General features: G+C 65.6%; 16 protein-coding genes. 14 read left to right on the plus strand and 2 right to left on the minus strand.

Going from position 1 to position 15,954, the window contains the following annotated elements:
• Positions 1–77: 77 nt before the first annotated feature.
• The 3 genes from VAR608DRAFT_RS08470 to VAR608DRAFT_RS08480 are packed head-to-tail and all read left to right on the plus strand — an operon-like array spanning position 78 to position 1,771.
• The gene (locus VAR608DRAFT_RS08470; protein ID WP_088953016.1) at positions 78–602 is read left to right on the plus strand and encodes a winged helix-turn-helix domain-containing protein; all 525 of its coding nucleotides are present in this window, start codon (positions 78–80) and stop codon (positions 600–602) included.
• The gene (locus VAR608DRAFT_RS37875; RefSeq protein WP_231973569.1) at positions 520–1,143 is read left to right on the plus strand and encodes an IS630 family transposase; all 624 of its coding nucleotides are present in this window, start codon (positions 520–522) and stop codon (positions 1,141–1,143) included. The genes VAR608DRAFT_RS08470 and VAR608DRAFT_RS37875 overlap by 83 nt, the downstream gene beginning before the upstream one ends.
• A 34-nt stretch (positions 1,144–1,177) precedes the next feature.
• Positions 1,178–1,771 carry an MSMEG_1061 family FMN-dependent PPOX-type flavoprotein gene (locus tag VAR608DRAFT_RS08480; protein ID WP_269458579.1) on the plus strand — a complete coding sequence of 198 codons (594 nt, stop codon included), beginning with the start codon at positions 1,178–1,180 and terminating at the stop codon, positions 1,769–1,771.
• A gap of 37 nt (positions 1,772–1,808) precedes the next feature.
• On the opposite strand, the gene VAR608DRAFT_RS08485 is transcribed toward VAR608DRAFT_RS08480, so the two are convergent.
• Positions 1,809–2,615, minus strand: a complete 807-nt coding sequence (locus tag VAR608DRAFT_RS08485) for an IclR family transcriptional regulator (RefSeq protein WP_088953664.1) — start codon at positions 2,613–2,615, stop codon at positions 1,809–1,811.
• Positions 2,616–2,778: 163 nt separating this feature from the next.
• Between VAR608DRAFT_RS08485 and VAR608DRAFT_RS08490 the strand changes: the two genes are divergently transcribed.
• From VAR608DRAFT_RS08490 to VAR608DRAFT_RS08520, 7 genes are all read left to right on the plus strand, one after another.
• Positions 2,779–3,756 carry a tripartite tricarboxylate transporter substrate binding protein gene (locus VAR608DRAFT_RS08490; protein ID WP_088953665.1) on the plus strand — a complete coding sequence of 326 codons (978 nt, stop codon included), beginning with the start codon at positions 2,779–2,781 and terminating at the stop codon, positions 3,754–3,756.
• Between the two features lie 21 nt (positions 3,757–3,777).
• The gene (locus VAR608DRAFT_RS08495; protein ID WP_088953666.1) at positions 3,778–4,578 is read left to right on the plus strand and encodes an enoyl-CoA hydratase/isomerase family protein; all 801 of its coding nucleotides are present in this window, start codon (positions 3,778–3,780) and stop codon (positions 4,576–4,578) included.
• A gap of 5 nt (positions 4,579–4,583) precedes the next feature.
• Positions 4,584–6,674, plus strand: a complete 2,091-nt coding sequence (locus VAR608DRAFT_RS08500) for an acetate--CoA ligase family protein (protein WP_088953667.1) — start codon at positions 4,584–4,586, stop codon at positions 6,672–6,674.
• Positions 6,675–6,975: 301 nt separating this feature from the next.
• Positions 6,976–7,800, plus strand: a complete 825-nt coding sequence (locus tag VAR608DRAFT_RS08505; protein WP_157730740.1) for a hypothetical protein — start codon at positions 6,976–6,978, stop codon at positions 7,798–7,800.
• Positions 7,801–8,292: 492 nt separating this feature from the next.
• A complete protein-coding gene (locus tag VAR608DRAFT_RS08510) occupies positions 8,293–9,552 on the plus strand; it encodes a 3-methyl-2-oxobutanoate dehydrogenase (2-methylpropanoyl-transferring) subunit alpha (protein WP_088953669.1) in 1,260 nt (419 codons plus the stop codon).
• 1 nt (position 9,553) lies between these two features.
• A complete protein-coding gene (locus VAR608DRAFT_RS08515) occupies positions 9,554–10,567 on the plus strand; it encodes an alpha-ketoacid dehydrogenase subunit beta (RefSeq protein ID WP_088953670.1) in 1,014 nt (337 codons plus the stop codon).
• Position 10,568: 1 nt separating this feature from the next.
• A complete protein-coding gene (locus VAR608DRAFT_RS08520) occupies positions 10,569–11,831 on the plus strand; it encodes a dihydrolipoamide acetyltransferase family protein (protein WP_088953671.1) in 1,263 nt (420 codons plus the stop codon).
• 52 nt (positions 11,832–11,883) lie between these two features.
• On the opposite strand, the gene VAR608DRAFT_RS08525 is transcribed toward VAR608DRAFT_RS08520, so the two are convergent.
• Positions 11,884–12,843 (minus strand): LysR family transcriptional regulator, encoded by a 960-nt coding sequence (locus VAR608DRAFT_RS08525; protein WP_088953672.1) that lies wholly within the window; start codon positions 12,841–12,843, stop codon positions 11,884–11,886.
• A gap of 87 nt (positions 12,844–12,930) precedes the next feature.
• Here VAR608DRAFT_RS08525 and VAR608DRAFT_RS08530 point away from each other — a divergent pair, with 87 nt between their 5' ends.
• From VAR608DRAFT_RS08530 to VAR608DRAFT_RS08545, 4 genes are read left to right on the plus strand one after another with little or no spacing between them, the layout of a single operon-like run.
• On the plus strand, positions 12,931–13,860 hold the full coding sequence (locus tag VAR608DRAFT_RS08530; protein WP_088953673.1) for a ketopantoate reductase family protein: 930 nt from the start codon (positions 12,931–12,933) through the stop codon (positions 13,858–13,860).
• Entirely contained in the window at positions 13,857–14,243 is a 387-nt protein-coding gene (locus VAR608DRAFT_RS08535; RefSeq protein ID WP_088953674.1) for a VOC family protein, read from the plus strand. The genes VAR608DRAFT_RS08530 and VAR608DRAFT_RS08535 overlap by 4 nt, the downstream gene beginning before the upstream one ends.
• A 23-nt stretch (positions 14,244–14,266) precedes the next feature.
• Complete coding sequence (locus VAR608DRAFT_RS08540; RefSeq protein ID WP_088958684.1) at positions 14,267–14,722, plus strand: MaoC family dehydratase; 456 nt, start codon at positions 14,267–14,269, stop codon at positions 14,720–14,722.
• Positions 14,719–15,942, plus strand: a complete 1,224-nt coding sequence (locus tag VAR608DRAFT_RS08545) for a CaiB/BaiF CoA transferase family protein (protein WP_088953675.1) — start codon at positions 14,719–14,721, stop codon at positions 15,940–15,942. Before VAR608DRAFT_RS08540 ends, VAR608DRAFT_RS08545 begins: the two co-directional genes overlap by 4 nt.
• The last annotated feature ends 12 nt before the right edge of the window (positions 15,943–15,954 follow it).

Genomic DNA, 15,954 nt, shown 5'->3' on the forward strand with positions numbered 1-15,954 from the left:
CCAGCACACCCTCTCATACCAATTTGCGTTCAATAGATTAGATATCATGTCTGTCCACGTACTTCAAGGAGTCGTGGATGAAGAGTCTGATCGTTGGGGATAAGGCGACCGTGATGCGCTTGGCAGAACGGCTCAAGCAAGCCGACAGCCATGCGCAGTACCAGCGCATCCAGTGCGTGCTGATCAGGGCCACGCTGGGCAGCTCGGCCGCGCAGATTGCACAGTTGCTGGGTTGGTCAACCACCACCGTGCATGTGATGCACTCTCGATGGGCCAAGGAAGGTGATGCCATCTTCGATCTTCGAGGCCGCGGTGGCAGACACCACCAGCATTTGAGCGCCGAACAGGAGCAGGAGTTGCTGGCACCCTTCGTCGAACGCGCACAGGCAGGCGGGATGTTGACGGTAGCTGAGATCCAGCAGGCCTACCAGAAGCAACTCGGCAAGGCGGTGGCGCCCTCGACGATCTATCGGCTGCTCGACCGTCACGGCTGGCGCAAGGTCGTGCCCCGGCCCCGGCATCCCAAGGCGGACGTCGCGGCACAGGCCGCCTTTAAAAAAACTCCGCCGCCAGGTACGCCAAGAGGTCGTGCGCCAGGCTGAACAAGGTCGCGCGGTGCGGCTGATGTTCCAGGACGAGGGGCGATTCGGATTGCTGGGCACGCCGCGTCGCTGCTGGGCGCCACACCGCATTCGACCTGTCGTCGGCGCTCGCCTGGAGCGCAAGTACATCTATGCCTTCAGTGCCGTCAGCCCACACGACGGCGTGATGGACAGCCTCGTGCTGCCCTGGGTGAACGCCGAGACCATGTCGCTATTCCTGGCCGAGGTCGCCCAGCGCCATGTCGAGGAATTCATCGTGATGGTCATGGACCAGGCGGGCTGGCATCTGGCAGGTCAACTCGCGGTCCCGGATCACATGCGACTGATCTACCTGCCTCCGTACAGCCCCGAACTCAACCCGGCCGAGCATCTGTGGGAGGCGATTCGCGAGGACTGCTTTGCCAACCATGTCTTCGCCAACCTCGACGCCGTCGAACGCGCCCTCACGACAGGGCTGGTGGCGCTCGAATCAGATCACGAGAGAACCCGATCGATGACCGGTTTCGATTGGATAACTTCTATATCTTTGAACGCAACTTAGTATCACTTCCCGGATCGTCGAGACCGAGGCGCAGCTGCGCGCGCTCATTGGCGAGCCCGCCGAGCTGACCTGCGCCAAGATCAGCGATCGCCTCAACGCGATGACTCGCTTGTTCGTCGAGCGTTCACCCCTCGTCTGCGTTGCCACCAGTGATGCTGCAGGCAACTGCGACCTCAGTCCGCGCGGCGATCCCGCGGGCTTCGTGCGCATCCTTGACGATCGCACCTTGCTCATTCCGGAGCGCCCCGGCAACCGCCTTGCGGATTCGCTGCGCAACATTCTGGCGAACCCACGCATCGGCCTGCTCTTCATCGTGCCTGGCGTCACCGACACGTTTCGTGTGAATGGCCGCGCCGCGATCACTGTCGACGCCGATCTGCTCGCGCCATGCGCGGCCTGCGGCAAGGCGCCCTTGCTCGGCGTTCTGGTCGACATCGAAGAGGCCTACACGCAGTGTTCGAAAGCGTTTCTGCGCTCGCACCTGTGGGACCCGCAGCGCTTTGTAGACCCGGCCACCATGCCCACCGGTGGTCAGGTCCACCGCGCCATCCAGGGTGAGCAGTTCGACGCGGAACAGTACGACAGGGAACGCGCGGAGCGCTACCGCCGCCGGGTCGGCTTCTACTAGCGCGGACCGACCCTGGCGGGCCTGCGCTTGCCGCGGATCACCATGCGTCCGTGGCGGCGTCGAACGCTTGCTGGATGCGCTCCCGCAAGCCGAGCAGCTTCGGAGCGAGCTTGCCGACGGTCTGCTGAAATTCCTGCGCCGTCGACACGCTCACGTTCAAGGCGTACGGCGCACCCTTGAACAGCAGCGGGGTCGCCACGGCGACGACTTCGTGCTGCCAGGCGGCCGCACAGAAGCCCATTTCCTCGACGTCGCGAATCGCGCCCATGAGCGCTGGTTCGAGCTGTGGCCATTGCGCACGCCGCATCCGGCGAAAGTGGGCGAGGAGTGCCTTGCGTTGGCTTGGCGGTGCTATCGCGAGATACGCACGCCCGAGCGAAGTCAGCTCCATCGGAACGCGCTGACCTGACACGACCCGGCGCAGCGAGGGCCTGCGGTTGTACCGGATCGATTCCAGATAGACCATCTCGTCGCGATCAGGAGCGGCCAGGCCTACGTTGATCTGTTCCGCTCGTGCAGCGTCGAGCATGTGGGGGGCCGCCAGGGCCAGTGCGGTGGAGCCCGTGCGCATCGCATGCGCCAGGCTGAGGACCGGAGGCGCCAGGCGATAGGCCCGGGTGCGCAGTTCGACCTCGAGATAGCCGGACCCCACCAAGGTCTGCGTGAGGCGGCTCACGGTCGATCGCGATAGCCCCGTCCTCTCGGCAATCTCTGCGTTGCCCAGCAGTTCAGATCCCGGGCGGAACGATCGCAGGATCTCGATACCCCGCTCCAGCGACCGGTTGGCGGGGGAGATACCGGGCTTTTCGGCGCCAAGGGACCGTGATCGTGTCGAGGGACTCATGGATGCAGCTGTTCGGCCCGGAAGAGGCAGGCGGGCGATTCCGATCGATTCCACTCCTTGGAATCAGGGGGATGCTAAACGATGACGGTCTTCCTAAGCTACTTCCCATGGCGAACCCACGGAAGGCGCCAACCCCGGAGCCCACGTACCAGGAGACAAATCCATGAAACCATCCCTTCGTTCCTGCTTGTGCCGCCTGGCCATGAGCGTGGCCGCGGCAGTCCTCGCAACGCCCGCGGCCCTGGCCGCATTTCCGGACAAACCCGTCAAGCTGGTGGTGCCGTTTTCCCCGGGCGGCGGTACGGACGCGATTGCACGCGCGTTGGGTGTCGGCATGTCCCAGGTGCTCGGCCAGCCGGTCATCATCGACAACAAGCCAGGCGCAGGCACGATCATCGGCAGCGACGCGGTTGCCAAGAGCGCTCCGGATGGCTACACGGTGCTGGTATCGACCTTCGCCCATGCGGTCAACCCCAGCCTGATGGCGAAGCTGCCATACGACACGCAGAAGGCGTTCGCACCGGTCGCTCTCCTGGCGCGCGGGCCGAACGTGCTCGTCGTGCGCGTCGACAGTCCCTACAAGTCGGTGGCCGACGTGGTGGCGGCCGCGCGCGCCAACCCCGGAAAACTCACCTATGCCTCGCAGGGCAACGGCACTTCGGCGCATCTCGCAGGCGAGATGTTCACCAACCTGGCCCGGGTGCAGATGACGCACATCCCCTACAAGGGCGCCGGACCGGCCCTGACCGATCTGCTGGGCGGCCAGGTGGACATGATGTTCGCCACTGCTGCAGCAGCCTCGCCGCAAGTCGCCGGCGGCAAGCTGCGCGCCATCGGCGTCACGACGCCGCGTCGTGCGCCGGCCCTGAAGGACGTGCCGGCGATCGCGGAAACCGTTCCCGGCTACGCGGTCGAGAGCTGGTACGGCCTGTTCGTCCCCGCGGGAACCCCGGCGGAAGTGATCGGCAAGCTCAATGCGGCCGCGAAGAAGGCGACCGAGAACGCCGAGTTCCGCAGGATGCTCGAGCCGGAAGGCCTCTCGGTCAGCGCTGGCGCACCGGCCGAACTGGGGGAATTCGTCGGCACCGAGACCGCTCGCTGGTCGCGGATCGTCAAGGAAAACAACGTCAAGGCCGATTGAGGCCGAGGAAGGACTGTTCCCATGAACTACGCATTGATCCAGCTGCAGGTCGAGCTTGGCATCGCCACGATCACTTTCAATCGACCCGACAAGCGCAACGCGATGAGTGACGAACTGCGCACCGAGTTCATCGACGCGCTCGAGCGGGTTGCTGCCGACAAGGCCATCCGCGCCCTGGTGCTCACGGGAGCCGGCAAGGGCTTCTGTGCCGGCGGCGACATTGCCGGCATGGAGCGTCGCATGAATGCGCCGGCCGGGGAGGTCGCATTCAACGGCTGGCATCGGCAGCAACGCGTGCACCACGCGCAGGCGCTGTTGCATACGATGCCCAAGCCGGTGATTGCTGCGGTCAACGGCGCGGCCTCGGGCCTTGGTGCGGACACGGCGCTTGCATGTGACTTCGTCATCGCGAGCGAGTGGGCCAGCTTCAGCTGGTCCTACATCCATCGCGGCATCATCCCCGACGGCGGTGGCATGTACTTCCTCCCGCGTCGCGTCGGCCTGCCCAAGGCGAAGGAATTGATCTTCACGGGGCGCAAGCTGGACGTTGACCAAGCCCTTGCCCTGGGCATCGTGGATCGCAAGACCACGGCCGAGCGGCTCGTGGCCGATGCCCAGGCCTGGGCCCTCGAGCTGAGCAAAGGCTCTGCCACAGCGCTTGCGCTCTCCAAGACGATCCTCAACCAGACTTTCGAGCTGCCGGCCCAGCAGGTCTTCGCGCAGGGCAGCCAGGCGCAAGGCATCTGCTATACGAGCACCGAGCACCGCGAGTCGGTCCAGGCCTTCCTTGCCGCCAGCAGTGCCAAGGCCGCCAAGGAGTAACGGACATGCAAGCCCTCTCCCGATTGCTCCAGCCCCGAAGCGTCGCCGTGATCGGCGCCTCGGGCGACCCGGCCAAGACCGCCGGCCGTCCCGTGTCCTACCTGCTCAAGCATGGTTTCGCGGGCGCGATCTATCCCGTCAACCCGAAGCTCGATCGCATCGGCGAGCTGCGCTGCTACAGCAACGTGGCCGCGCTCCCGGAGGTGCCGGACGTGGGCATCGTCCTGTTGGGAGCCGAGCGGGCCCATATCGCCGTTCGCGAACTCGCCGACCGTGGCGCGGCAGCGGCCATCGTGCTGGCGAGCGGCTACACCGAAACCGGCGACGAAGGCGCGCTGCGCCAGCAGCAATTGCTCGAAGCCGCTGGGAACATGCGCATCCTCGGCCCGAACACGATCGGCCTCGTGAACCTGACCGACGACATCGTGCTCTCCGCCAGCGGTGCGCTCGAGATCGATCATTTCCGTGCCGGCGCCATTGGCGTGGTCTCGCAGAGCGGCGGCATCCTCGGCGCGCTTCTGTCGCGCGCTTCGGCCCGAGGCATCGGGCTGTCGAAACTGGTGTCGACCAGCAACGAAGTGGACCTCGAGCTCGCCGACTTCGTCGACGCGCTGGTCGACGATCCGGCGACGCGGGTCATCGCGCTGTACATCGAAGCGATCCGCCATCCCGAAAAATTCCGGGCGGCTGCACTCAGGGCCGCGCGCGCGGGGAAACCCGTCGTCGCCTTCAAGATCGGGCGCTCCGAGGCGGGCGCCAAGGCTGCGGTATCGCACACCGGCGCGATGGCCGGCGCCGACCGCATGTACGACGCCTTGTTCAGGCAGACCGGCGTGATCCGCGCGCAGACCTTCGGCGATCTGCTCGACATCCCGGCCGCGTTCGCGACCGGGCGCGTCCTGCGCGGCAGGCGTGTCGCAGTCCTGACGTCTACCGGCGGTGCCGGCACGCTCGTATCCGACAGCCTGGGTGTTTCCGGATTCGAGACGCCTGTGCCGGACGAGCAAACGGCGGGCGCGTTGCGCGCGCTGCAGAGCGGCGACCATGCGGCGCTGGATCGCAATCCGATCGACGTCACCTTGGCCGGACTGCAGCCGGAGCTGTTGCGCGGCGCGATCAGGACACTCCTGGCAAGTCCCACGTATGACGCACTGGTCGTCATCGTCGGTTCGTCGGGTGTCGGCCGGCCCGAGCTCATGGCCGGTGCGATCAAGGAGTGCCTGCCTCTGTCCGACAAGCCAGTCCTGGCCTATGTCAGCCCGCATGCGCCCGAGGCCGCCAGCCTGCTCACGCAACATGGCGTGCCCGCGTTCGTCGCCGCCGAAAGCTGCACGGCGGCGCTGGCGGGCATGCTGCAGGCAAGCCAATGGCAAGCGCCGGCGGCAGAACCGGAAGGCGTCGCTCCGGTGGCCACGCACGACCTCCCTGCAGGGTCGCTCGACGAGGCGCAGGCCAAGCAATTGTTCTCGCGATTCGGCATCGCTTGCACACGCGAGTCGATCGTTCAGAGCGGGGCCGAGGCGGAGCGCGCCGCTCGCAAGTTCGGCGACCGCGTCGTGCTGAAGATCCTTTCGAGCGAGATCACGCACAAGAGCGATGTCGGCGGTGTGGCCGTGAACGTCTCTTCCGAGCAGATTGCGGCGCGCCTCGATGCGATGGCCAGCGAGGTCGAACGAAATGCCGGCGTGCGTCCCGCGCGCTTTCTGGTGCAGGAGATGGTGAGCGGCGGGACCGAGCTGATCCTCGGGATGCACCGCGATGCGCTCGGCACGGCCATCCTGCTCGGGATGGGGGGCGTGACCGCTGAACTCTTCAAGGACACGACGATGCGCCTGCTGCCTGCGGAAGGCGGCCTCACGAGAAGCGAAGCCCTGGCCATGGCGCGCGAGCTCAAGACCTGGCCGTTGCTCGATGGGTTTCGTGGACGCCCCAAGGCCGACGTGCAAGCCTTGGTCGACGTCATCGTTGCCTTCTCTCGCATGGCGGATCAGCTAGGCGATCGCCTGATCGAGGCGGAGATCAATCCGGTCTTCGTACTTCAGGAGGGTCGTGGTGTCCGTGCCGCGGATGGCTATGCGCGAATGGGATTAGGGTGACCGCGAGTAACTTTCGGGACGACTGGTGCGACCCCTTTCGGATCGCTTGAGCGGGCGAACGACCGCATCTGCCGGGCGCTGGTTTTCGCTCTGGGCGCGCTCACTCGGGTATGGCACCGGTTCGCGTCGCCGAGGCCTCGGCGGATGCGCTCTGTGAGTCCTTTCGTAGTCTTTTCTTGATTTGACGCAGCACGGCGCCGGTACTAACGTTCCTCGCGCTCAAAGCAGCTTTTGTCAACCTTTGCGAGGAAAGACTATTGCCGAGCCGCGCGTCTGCAGCGCTTTCAGAAACTCGACGGTCATGTTGCATCGAACACTACAAACGGTGAACGATCTGGCGCAGCTGCCTGATGACGAACTGCAAGCCTGTCTGGCGGCCCTCCGTGCTGCGATCGGAGAAGCGAAACGCAGCCATGCACTTGCTGTGCGCGAAGGAATGGTTGCCAGGGAAACACCTTTTGTTTTCTCCACGTTCAGCTGGCGACCCAAGAGAGCCCAGCGGCTCGATGGGCTCTCACGGCTGACTCCGGAGACTCTGATCGATGAGCTCCCGCTGCGGCCGATCGTTCGTCACGCGTTGAAAGAGCTCAAGATCTTCTGCATCGAGGATCTGTCGGCGATCAGCGAAGGCGAGCTCTTGAACGAGCAAGCCATTGGACGGAGCACCATCAATCGTCTGCAGGACGTCCTCGCGCGTGTCGGTCTCGAGTTCTCGCCAAATCCGGATTCCAGACAACGTGCGCTCGAGGAAAGCAAGGCCGTGCTCGCGCTTTCTCCGGAAGCGCGGACGTCGGCGCTCAGGCGCGTGAAGGATTCGGCGACGCCGTCGTCCCTGGGGCTCAAGCCATCGACGCTCACCTGCGCTCTGGACCAGGGCTATCAGACAGTGGGCACTCTACGAAAACTCTCGCTGGCCAAGCTCTGCGAAGTCTTCGGAAGACGAGAGGCACGCGAAATCTATCAGGCATTGATGCTGACGGATCGTCCATTTGCCGCGTCGGCCCCAGCGCTCGAACTCTGGCGCCATGGGCTGGTTGAAGGCAATGGGTTGGTGGAACATACCGCTTCTCATGCGCCGTTCGAAGAGTTGCCACCCTGGCTGCGTGCTCGTCGGTGGATTCGTTGACCGAGGCAGGCGCAGACATGTTGGGCTCCCTTCGCAGCTTCATTGCGGGCGAGCGTCCAAGCTCCTTTCGCGGAGTTGCCAGGCGCGCCAGTGCGTGGTCTTGTCTTGCCTTGCTTGCAAGCGCGGCGCTCGACCGCGTCGCGCCCGCGCAAGCGCAAAACGCGACACACGTGGTGAAGCCTGCTGGCTTGGAGTTTGGGCCGTGGGGCCGTGCCGACCTTCGTCGGCAGTTCGCTGGCCCGATCGTGAAATAGTTCCGATTCGAGCCGGGTTGTCGAGACCTGGGCGGGCAGGGTTGTTGTATGGCGCTGGCAACGCGCTCATGATGAAGCCACTGGCGAGATCCTTTCTCCAAGGTCGACCACCGACCTCTTGCCCCGACCGGCAACGGCCGGGGCTTTTCATTGCAGTGACGTGGATCAAGCGTTCCTCAGCGGCGATTTGGAGCGCATACTTTGAGCCAGCCCGGCACGTGCGCGAGGAGACACAAGGATGAATTCGCTGCAATCTCTTCGCTTGTACGTGCCCGAGCCGACCGGGCGGCCGGGTCACGAGACCGACTTCTCCTACCTGCACCTGTCGCCGGCCGGCGCTGTGCGCAAGCCGGCGATCGACGCGACACCGGTCGATACTGCGGACCTGGCTTTCACCTTGGTGCGCGTGCTCGACGAGGACGGACGCGCCGTCGGCCCGTGGGCGCCGCAGCCTGATGTGCCGATTCTCCAGCGCGGCCTGCGCGCGATGATGAAGACGCGAGCCTTCGACGCGAAGATGCTGATTGCGCAGCGGCAGAAGAAGATCTCTTTCTACATTCAATGTCTCGGCGAGGAGGCGATCGCAACCGCCCATGCGTTCGCCATCCAGCCGGGCGACATGTGTTTTCCGACCTACCGCCAGCAGGGCCTGCTGCTGGCGCGCGAGGACATTCCGATGGCGGAGCTCATCTGCCAGTTGATGAGCAACGGGCGCGATCCGATGAGGGGGCGCCAGTTGCCGGTGATGTATTCGTACAAGCGCGCCGGCTTCTTCTCGATCAGTGGCAACCTGGCCACGCAGTTCATCCAGGCCGTGGGATGGGCCATGGCCTCGGCGATCAAGGGTGACACGAAGATCGCGTCGGCCTGGATCGGCGACGGTGCCACCGCCGAATCCGACTTTCACACGGCGCTCACCTTCGCGCATGTCTACCGCGCGCCCGTGATCCTCAACGTCGTCAACAACCAGTGGGCGATCTCGACCTTCCAGGCCATCGCCGGCGGAGAGGCAACGACTTTCGCGGCGCGCGGCGTCGGCTGCGGCATCGCGTCGCTGCGTGTCGATGGCAATGATTTTCTCGCGGTGCTCGCCGCGTCGCGCTGGGCGGCCGAGCGAGCGCGCAGCAATCTCGGGCCGACGCTGATCGAATGGGTCACTTACCGGGCCGGCGCGCACTCGACCTCGGACGACCCCTCGCGTTATCGACCTGCAGACGACTGGCAGCATTTCCCGCTGGGCGATCCGATCGCACGGCTGAAGCAGCATCTGGTGGGCCTGGGCGCCTGGTCCGACGAAGAGCATCGGCGCACGCAAGAGCAGCTCGAGGCCGAGGTCACCGCGGCGCTGAAGCAGGCCGAGGGCTACGGCGGCACGCTGATCGACGGCCATGTGCCGCCGCTCGAGTCGATGTTCGAGGACGTCTACAAGGACATGCCGCCGCATCTGCATGAGCAGATGCGGCAGGCGCGTGCCTTCGGGCGACCGGGCGGGCACTGACATGGCCCGCATGACGATGGTCCAGGCCCTGCGCTCGGCGATGGACGTGATGCTCGAGCGCGATCCGAACGTCGTGATCTACGGACAGGACGTCGGCTACTTCGGCGGCGTGTTCCGCTGTACCGAAGGGCTGCAGGCGAGATACGGCCGCTCGCGCGTCTTCGATGCGCCGATTTCCGAGGGCGGCATCGTCGGTTCGGCGATCGGCATGGCCGCCTATGGACTGCGTCCGGTGGTCGAGGTGCAGTTCGCGGACTACTTCTACCCGGCCTCGGACCAGATCGTCTCGGAGGCGGCGCGGCTGCGCTATCGGTCGGCCGGCGACTTCAGCGCGCCGATCACGATCCGCATGCCCTGCGGCGGCGGCATCTACGGCGGGCAGACGCACAGCCAGAGTCCGGAGGCGTTGTTCACGCATGTCTGCGGCCTGCGCACGGTGATGCCGAGCAATCCATACGATGCCAAGGGCCTGCTGATCGCTTCGATCGAGAACGACGATCCGGTGATCTTTCTCGAACCCAAGCGGCTGTACAACGGCCCGTTCGACGGCCACCACGACCGGCCGCTGGTGCCTTGGTCACAGCACGCATCGGGCGAGGTGCCCGAAGGACACTACACGGTGCCGCTCGACACGGCCAAGGTGTTCCGCACCGGCGCCGATCTGACGGTGCTGACCTACGGGACGATGGTGTTTGTCTCCGAAGCGGCGGCGGCCGAGAGCGGCGTCGATGCCGAGATCATCGACCTGCGCAGCATCTGGCCGCTGGACCTGCCGGCGATCGTTGCCTCGGTCAGGAAGACGGGCCGTTGCGTCGTTGTGCATGAAGCCACGCGCACCAGCGGCTTCGGTGCAGAACTCGTGGCGCTCGTGCAAGAGCACTGCTTCTATCACATGGAGGCGCCCGTCGAACGCGTGACCGGCTGGGACACGCCGTATCCGCATGCGCTGGAATGGGCCTACTTTCCCGGCCCGGCGCGCGTGGCTGCAGCGTTCAGGCGAGCGATGGAGACGTGACATGTCCGGCAGCAGCATCCATGTGATCAAGGTGCCCGACGTGGGCGAAGGCATCGCAGAGGTCGAGCTCGTGGCCTGGCACGTCAAGCCCGGCGACGCGGTCGTCGAGGATCAGGGGCTGGCCGACGTGATGACCGACAAGGCCAACGTCGAGATCCCTTCGCCGGTCGCCGGCCGCGTGCTGGCGCTCGGCGGAGAAGTCGGACAGATCCTGGCTGTCGGCTCCGAACTGATCCGCATCGAGCGGTCGGGCGACGAGGCGCCGGCGGCCACGCCTGAGCGCGCCGCCTTGCCACCTTCGTCCGCAGTGGAGCTCGTTGCAACGCCGAAGGCGCCGGAGACGGCGCCGGCACGGCCGGCGTCCTTGTCCACGCGGGCCGCGGAGGATCGTCCGATCGCCTCGCCGGCGGTGCGCCGGCGTGCCTGGGAACTGGGCGTCGATCTGAAGGACGTTGCGCCCAGCGGAACCGCCGGTCGCATCGTGCACGCCGATCTCGACGCGCACGTCGCCGCGCATGGCGCCCGCCCGGCGGACCGTGCGCCCGGCGCGGCGAACGCCGAACGCAACGACGAGCAGGCCGTGCCCGTCATCGGCCTGCGTCGCCGCATCGCATTGCAGATGCAGGAATCAAAGCGGCGCATCCCGCATTTCAGCTACGTCGAGGAGGTCGATGTCACCGAGCTCGAGGCCCTGCGATCGGCGCTCAACGCGAAATGGAGCACCGAGCGCGGGCACCTGACCTTGCTGCCTCTCTTGATGCGGGCGATGGTGCTGGCGGTGCGCGAGTTCCCGCAGATCAACGCCCGCTTCGACGACGAGGCGGGCATCGTCACACGTCACGGCGCGGTACACATCGGCGTCGCGACGCAGACACCCCACGGCCTGGTCGTGCCGGTGGTCCGGCACGCCGAGGCGCACGACCTGTGGGCCACGGCGGCCGAAATGGCGCGCCTGGTCGAAGCCGCGAGGGCAGGCCGGGCGACGCGCGCGGAACTGAGCGGCTCGACGATCACCATCAGCAGCCTCGGCGCGCTCGGCGGCATCGTGTCGACGCCGGTGATCAACCGGCCCGAGGTTGCAATCGTCGCGGTCAACCGGATCGTGGAACGTCCGGTGTTGCGGGGCGGCGCCGTCGTGTCGCGCCGGATGATGAACCTGTCTTCCTCGTTCGACCACCGGGTCGTCGACGGCATGGACGCGGCCCGGTTCGTGCAGGCGATGCGCACGATGATCGAAGATCCGGCGCTGCTGTTCGTCGAGTAGCTTCAAGGCAGGCCGTGCTCCAGCCCCTCGCGCGCGGTACGTTGGCGTCGGCTCAGGACCCTCGGCTCTTCCCCGTTGTCGATCTGGGTGACTTCTTCGCAAACAATCCCTCGCACACGCCTCGAAGCCAGCGATTGGCCGGATCCTGGTGGTAGCGAGCGTGCCAGTGCTGCTTGACGGTGAACGGCGGAATCGGCACCGGGCAATCGAATACCTTCAGCTCGCGGCTGCGTGCCAAGGTCTCGCCGATGTGGCGCGGCACCGTGGCGATCAGGTCCGTGCTCGACACGATCGCGGCCAATCCCAGGAAGCCCGGCATCTCCAGCAGGATGCGGCGCTCCACGCGATGCCGCTGCAGCGCTGCCTCGAGCAGTTGAACCCCCGTGCCGCCGGCAATGGCGACATGCGCCTCGGCCTTGTAGTCCCGCAAGCCGAAGTTCCTGCCGACGCGCGGATGGCTCGCGTTGACAAGGCAGACCCAGTCCTGCGGATAGAGGACCTGCTGATAGAAGCCTGACTCCAGCCACGGCACCAGTCCGATGGCCAGATCCGCCTGACCGGACTGGAGTGCTTGTGCGGTCTGCTCGTCGATGCGCGCGGCTTCCAGGCTCACATGCGGGGCCAGGGCTCGCACGTGTGCGAGCAACTGCGGCAAGAGCGTCACATGACTGGCATCTGTCATGCAGATGCGAAATCGCCGTGTAGCGCTCGACGGATCGAACTCGAGCGCAGGTGCGGCGAGCCGCTGCAAGGAGGCCAGCGCTTCGCGCGCCGGCACGATCAGTTCATCCGCGCGTGGCGTGGGCCGCATGCCGTCGGCGGTACGAACGAACAACTCGTCCCCCAACTGCTCACGAAGCCGCCGGAGCCAATTGCTCACCGTTGGCTGGCCCTGACCCATCTGCTCGGCCGTACGCGTGACGCTGTTCGTGCTGTAGAGCAGGTCGAAGAGGCGCAGCAGCTTGATGCTGAGCAAGTCAGTGCTGCCTTCGGTGTCGTCGTCGTGGTCCATCTCAAAACGGAATGTAGACCATTTCAACCATGTCATGGCGGAAATGAAGGGGGAAACCTATCGTTGAGGCATTCAACGGAGACACGCATGAAGATCTACTTTCTGGGCGCAGGTGCATTGGGCTGTGCCATCGGCGGCACCCTCGCCGCAGCGGGGTCCGAAGTCACGCTGATCGACCCATTCGAGGCGCATGTCGAAGCCATCAATCGCGATGGCCTGCGGCTGAAGGGCGGCGACACCGAGCGCGTCGTCAAGGTTCGCGCGGCGCTGGACAGTCATGGCTTGGAGCCCGCCGATCTGGTGATCGTTCTGGTCAAGTCATTCCACACCAGAGCGGCCATCGAAGGCGCAAAAGGGATCATCGGGCCCGAAACGGCGGTCATGTCCTTGCAGAACGGCATGGGCCACGAGGAGATTCTCTCCGAGGTCGTGGGCCGCGAGCACGTCCTCGCCGGCAAGACCTATGTGGGCGGCGTGCTGCTCGGACCGGGCCACGTCATCGCGGGAACCCGCGGCAAGCGCACCGTGATCGGCGAGTTCGATGGCTCGATGACACCACGCGCCCAGGCAATTGCCGCGGAGTTCGAGCGTGCCGACCTGCCCTGCGAGGTCAGCGACAACATCATGGGCGTGATGTGGGACAAGCTCCTGATCAACGTTTCCACAGGCGCCTTGAGCGGCATCACGGGGCAGGTCTATGGCAGCCTCTATGCGGTGCCGGAGATCGAGGCCACGGCGATCGCGGCAGTCGCCGAGGCCATGGCGGTGGCCAAGGCAAGCGGCGTCACCTTGTCGATCAAGGAGCCGCGTGACGCTTGGGTGATGGCGGCGGAAGGCCTGCCCTACGAGTTCAAGACTTCGATGCTGCAGAGCCTGGAGAAAGGCTCGATCACCGAGATCGACTTCATCAATGGATCCGTCGTGCGCGGTGGCCGGAAGTTCAACGTGCCAACGCCGGTCAACCAGACCCTGGTCGCCGCCATCAAGGGCATCGAGCGTCGCCTGGAGGCCAAATGAGCGCCGCGACCAGAGCCTATGTCGAGCACGTTGCCATCTGGGTCAGTGACATCCACTGGCACATCCGGTTTTTTCAGGAGGTGTGCGGCATGACGATGCGCGAGGTGCAGGGCACGGCCGAGGAGCCGGTGCAGTACTGGACGCTGGGCGGCATGCAGTTCATGGCCAAGCCCGACTTCGCCGGGCCTGAGGGCCGGCTGGGCCACATCGGCGTGATGTGCGAGGACCTCGAGGCCGCTCTCGCCGCCGCGCAAGCCTTCGCAGTCGCCGAGATGCCGCAGGGCCGCAACTGGCTGCGCCTGCCCGACGGTCTGGCCGTCGAATTCATCCAGGCGAGCACCGGTGCCGTGGCGCAGGCGCTGGCCATCGACCCTCGCGCATGAACCTCATCCATCAGAGACACACCATGACCACCATCGAAGACAAATACTGGGACGACGCCGTCGTCGGCGAGGAGTGCATCAGCCCTCCGTACGAAGTCACTGAGGCACGTGTGATGGCCTACGCCGATCTCACGGGCGACCACACACCGGTGCACACGGACGAGGCCTATGCCCGGACCACGCCCTTCGGAACGCGCGTGGCGCACGGTCTGTTCGGCCTGTCGATCGCGGACGGACTCAAGACGAAGAGCGACATGCGCTTCATGCCCGGCATGTCGCTCGGGTGGGAATGGAGCTTCATCGGCCCCATCAAGCTCGGTGACGCGGTGCGCGTGAAGTTCCACGTCGGCAGCAAGCGTGAATCCAAGAGCCGTCCCGGCTGGGGCATCCTGGTGCTCCCGTCCGAACTCATCAATCAACGCGACGAAGTGGTCCAGAAGGGCGAGCACCGCGTGATGGTTCCCAGGAGGCCCGCATGAGCACGCGACAGGCACTCCCGCTGGCGGGCATTCGCGTCATCGACTACAGCCACTTTCTGGCAGGCCCGTACGTCGGCCGCTGCCTGGCAGCGCTGGGTGCGGAGGTCATCAAGGTCGAGCGCCCGGGCACCGGCGACGCGGGGCGCCAGCACGCCTGGTTCGTCGGCGACCATAGCGGCTACTTCTTGCAGCAGAACATGGGCAAGAAGGGGCTGTGCGTCAACACCAAGGATCCGCGCGGCAATGAATTGATGCGGAAACTGGTGGATAGCGCCGATGTGTTCATCGAAAACTATCGTCCGGGCGCACTGAAGAAGCTGGGCCTGGGGTACGAGGAACTGGCGGCACGCAATCCGCGTCTCGTCTATTGCTCGATCTCCGCCTACGGCCACACCGGGCCGGATTCGCACCGGGCAGGTTTCGGCCTGATCGCCGAAGCCAAGAGCGGCATCATGCAGATGGTCGGCAATCCGGGCGAAGCGCCGCCGCTGCTTCGCATCTCGCTCGGCGACATGTACACCGGCATCCACGCGGTCGCCGCTATCAATGCTGCACTGCTTGGCCGCGAGAAATCGGGCAGGGGCCAGCACATCGACATGGCGCTGTACGACACGCTGGTCTCGATGCACGAGTACGCAGTCCAGTGCTACACGCTGTCTGGTGGCAGGGAGGTGCCGGTGCAGACGGGACACGACATGCCGAACTCCACGCTCTATGGCGTGTTCCGCGCGCAGGATGGCGACCTTGTGATCGCCGCACAGGTGGACGACGCATGGAAGCGATTCGCCGCGCTCGTGGCCGAGAACGGTGGCCCGCGAGGTTTCGGCGACGACACGCGCTATCACACCGCGGCCGGGCGAAATGAGAACCGGCTCGAGATCCTGAATGTCGTGCGCCCATGGGTCGAAGCGAGGCCGGTTGCGGAAGTACTCAGGCTGCTCGACGCAATCGATGTGCCGTGCGCCAAGGTGCAACGCATCGACGAGGTGCTTGCCGATCCGCAGATCCAGGCCCGCGGCATGGTGATCGAACAGCAGCACCCGGCGCTCGGTGCGATTCGGCTCCCCAATCTGCCGTTCCGGTTCTCGGACTGCGACACCACGCAGACGCGGGTGGCACCTGATCTGGGCGAGCACAACGCCGAGATCGCCTCCGGCCTCGGCTTCAGCGATACACAGATCGCCGCCATGCGGGCCGATGGCGTGCTCTACAGCAAGTGAGAAGGACGCACA

The sequence above is a fragment of the Variovorax sp. HW608 genome (assembly GCF_900090195.1).
Lineage (GTDB): Bacteria > Pseudomonadota > Gammaproteobacteria > Burkholderiales > Burkholderiaceae_C > Variovorax.

Excerpts from the sequence above, each read along its gene's own strand:
- VAR608DRAFT_RS08540 (WP_088958684.1), top strand. The coding sequence starts at position 14,267 with ATGACCACCATCGAAGACAAATACTGGGACGACGCCGTCGTCGGCGAG.
- VAR608DRAFT_RS08510 (WP_088953669.1), top strand. The coding sequence starts at position 8,293 with ATGAATTCGCTGCAATCTCTTCGCTTGTACGTGCCCGAGCCGACCGGG.
- VAR608DRAFT_RS08545 (WP_088953675.1), top strand. The coding sequence starts at position 14,719 with ATGAGCACGCGACAGGCACTCCCGCTGGCGGGCATTCGCGTCATCGAC.
- VAR608DRAFT_RS08470 (WP_088953016.1), top strand. The coding sequence starts at position 78 with ATGAAGAGTCTGATCGTTGGGGATAAGGCGACCGTGATGCGCTTGGCA.
- VAR608DRAFT_RS08485 (WP_088953664.1), bottom strand. The coding sequence starts at position 2,615 with ATGAGTCCCTCGACACGATCACGGTCCCTTGGCGCCGAAAAGCCCGGT.
- VAR608DRAFT_RS08525 (WP_088953672.1), bottom strand. The coding sequence starts at position 12,843 with ATGGACCACGACGACGACACCGAAGGCAGCACTGACTTGCTCAGCATC.
- VAR608DRAFT_RS08530 (WP_088953673.1), top strand. The coding sequence starts at position 12,931 with ATGAAGATCTACTTTCTGGGCGCAGGTGCATTGGGCTGTGCCATCGGC.
- VAR608DRAFT_RS08520 (WP_088953671.1), top strand. The coding sequence starts at position 10,569 with ATGTCCGGCAGCAGCATCCATGTGATCAAGGTGCCCGACGTGGGCGAA.
- VAR608DRAFT_RS08495 (WP_088953666.1), top strand. The coding sequence starts at position 3,778 with ATGAACTACGCATTGATCCAGCTGCAGGTCGAGCTTGGCATCGCCACG.
- VAR608DRAFT_RS08535 (WP_088953674.1), top strand. The coding sequence starts at position 13,857 with ATGAGCGCCGCGACCAGAGCCTATGTCGAGCACGTTGCCATCTGGGTC.
- VAR608DRAFT_RS08500 (WP_088953667.1), top strand. The coding sequence starts at position 4,584 with ATGCAAGCCCTCTCCCGATTGCTCCAGCCCCGAAGCGTCGCCGTGATC.
- VAR608DRAFT_RS08515 (WP_088953670.1), top strand. The coding sequence starts at position 9,554 with ATGGCCCGCATGACGATGGTCCAGGCCCTGCGCTCGGCGATGGACGTG.
- VAR608DRAFT_RS08490 (WP_088953665.1), top strand. The coding sequence starts at position 2,779 with ATGAAACCATCCCTTCGTTCCTGCTTGTGCCGCCTGGCCATGAGCGTG.
- VAR608DRAFT_RS08505 (WP_157730740.1), top strand. The coding sequence starts at position 6,976 with ATGTTGCATCGAACACTACAAACGGTGAACGATCTGGCGCAGCTGCCT.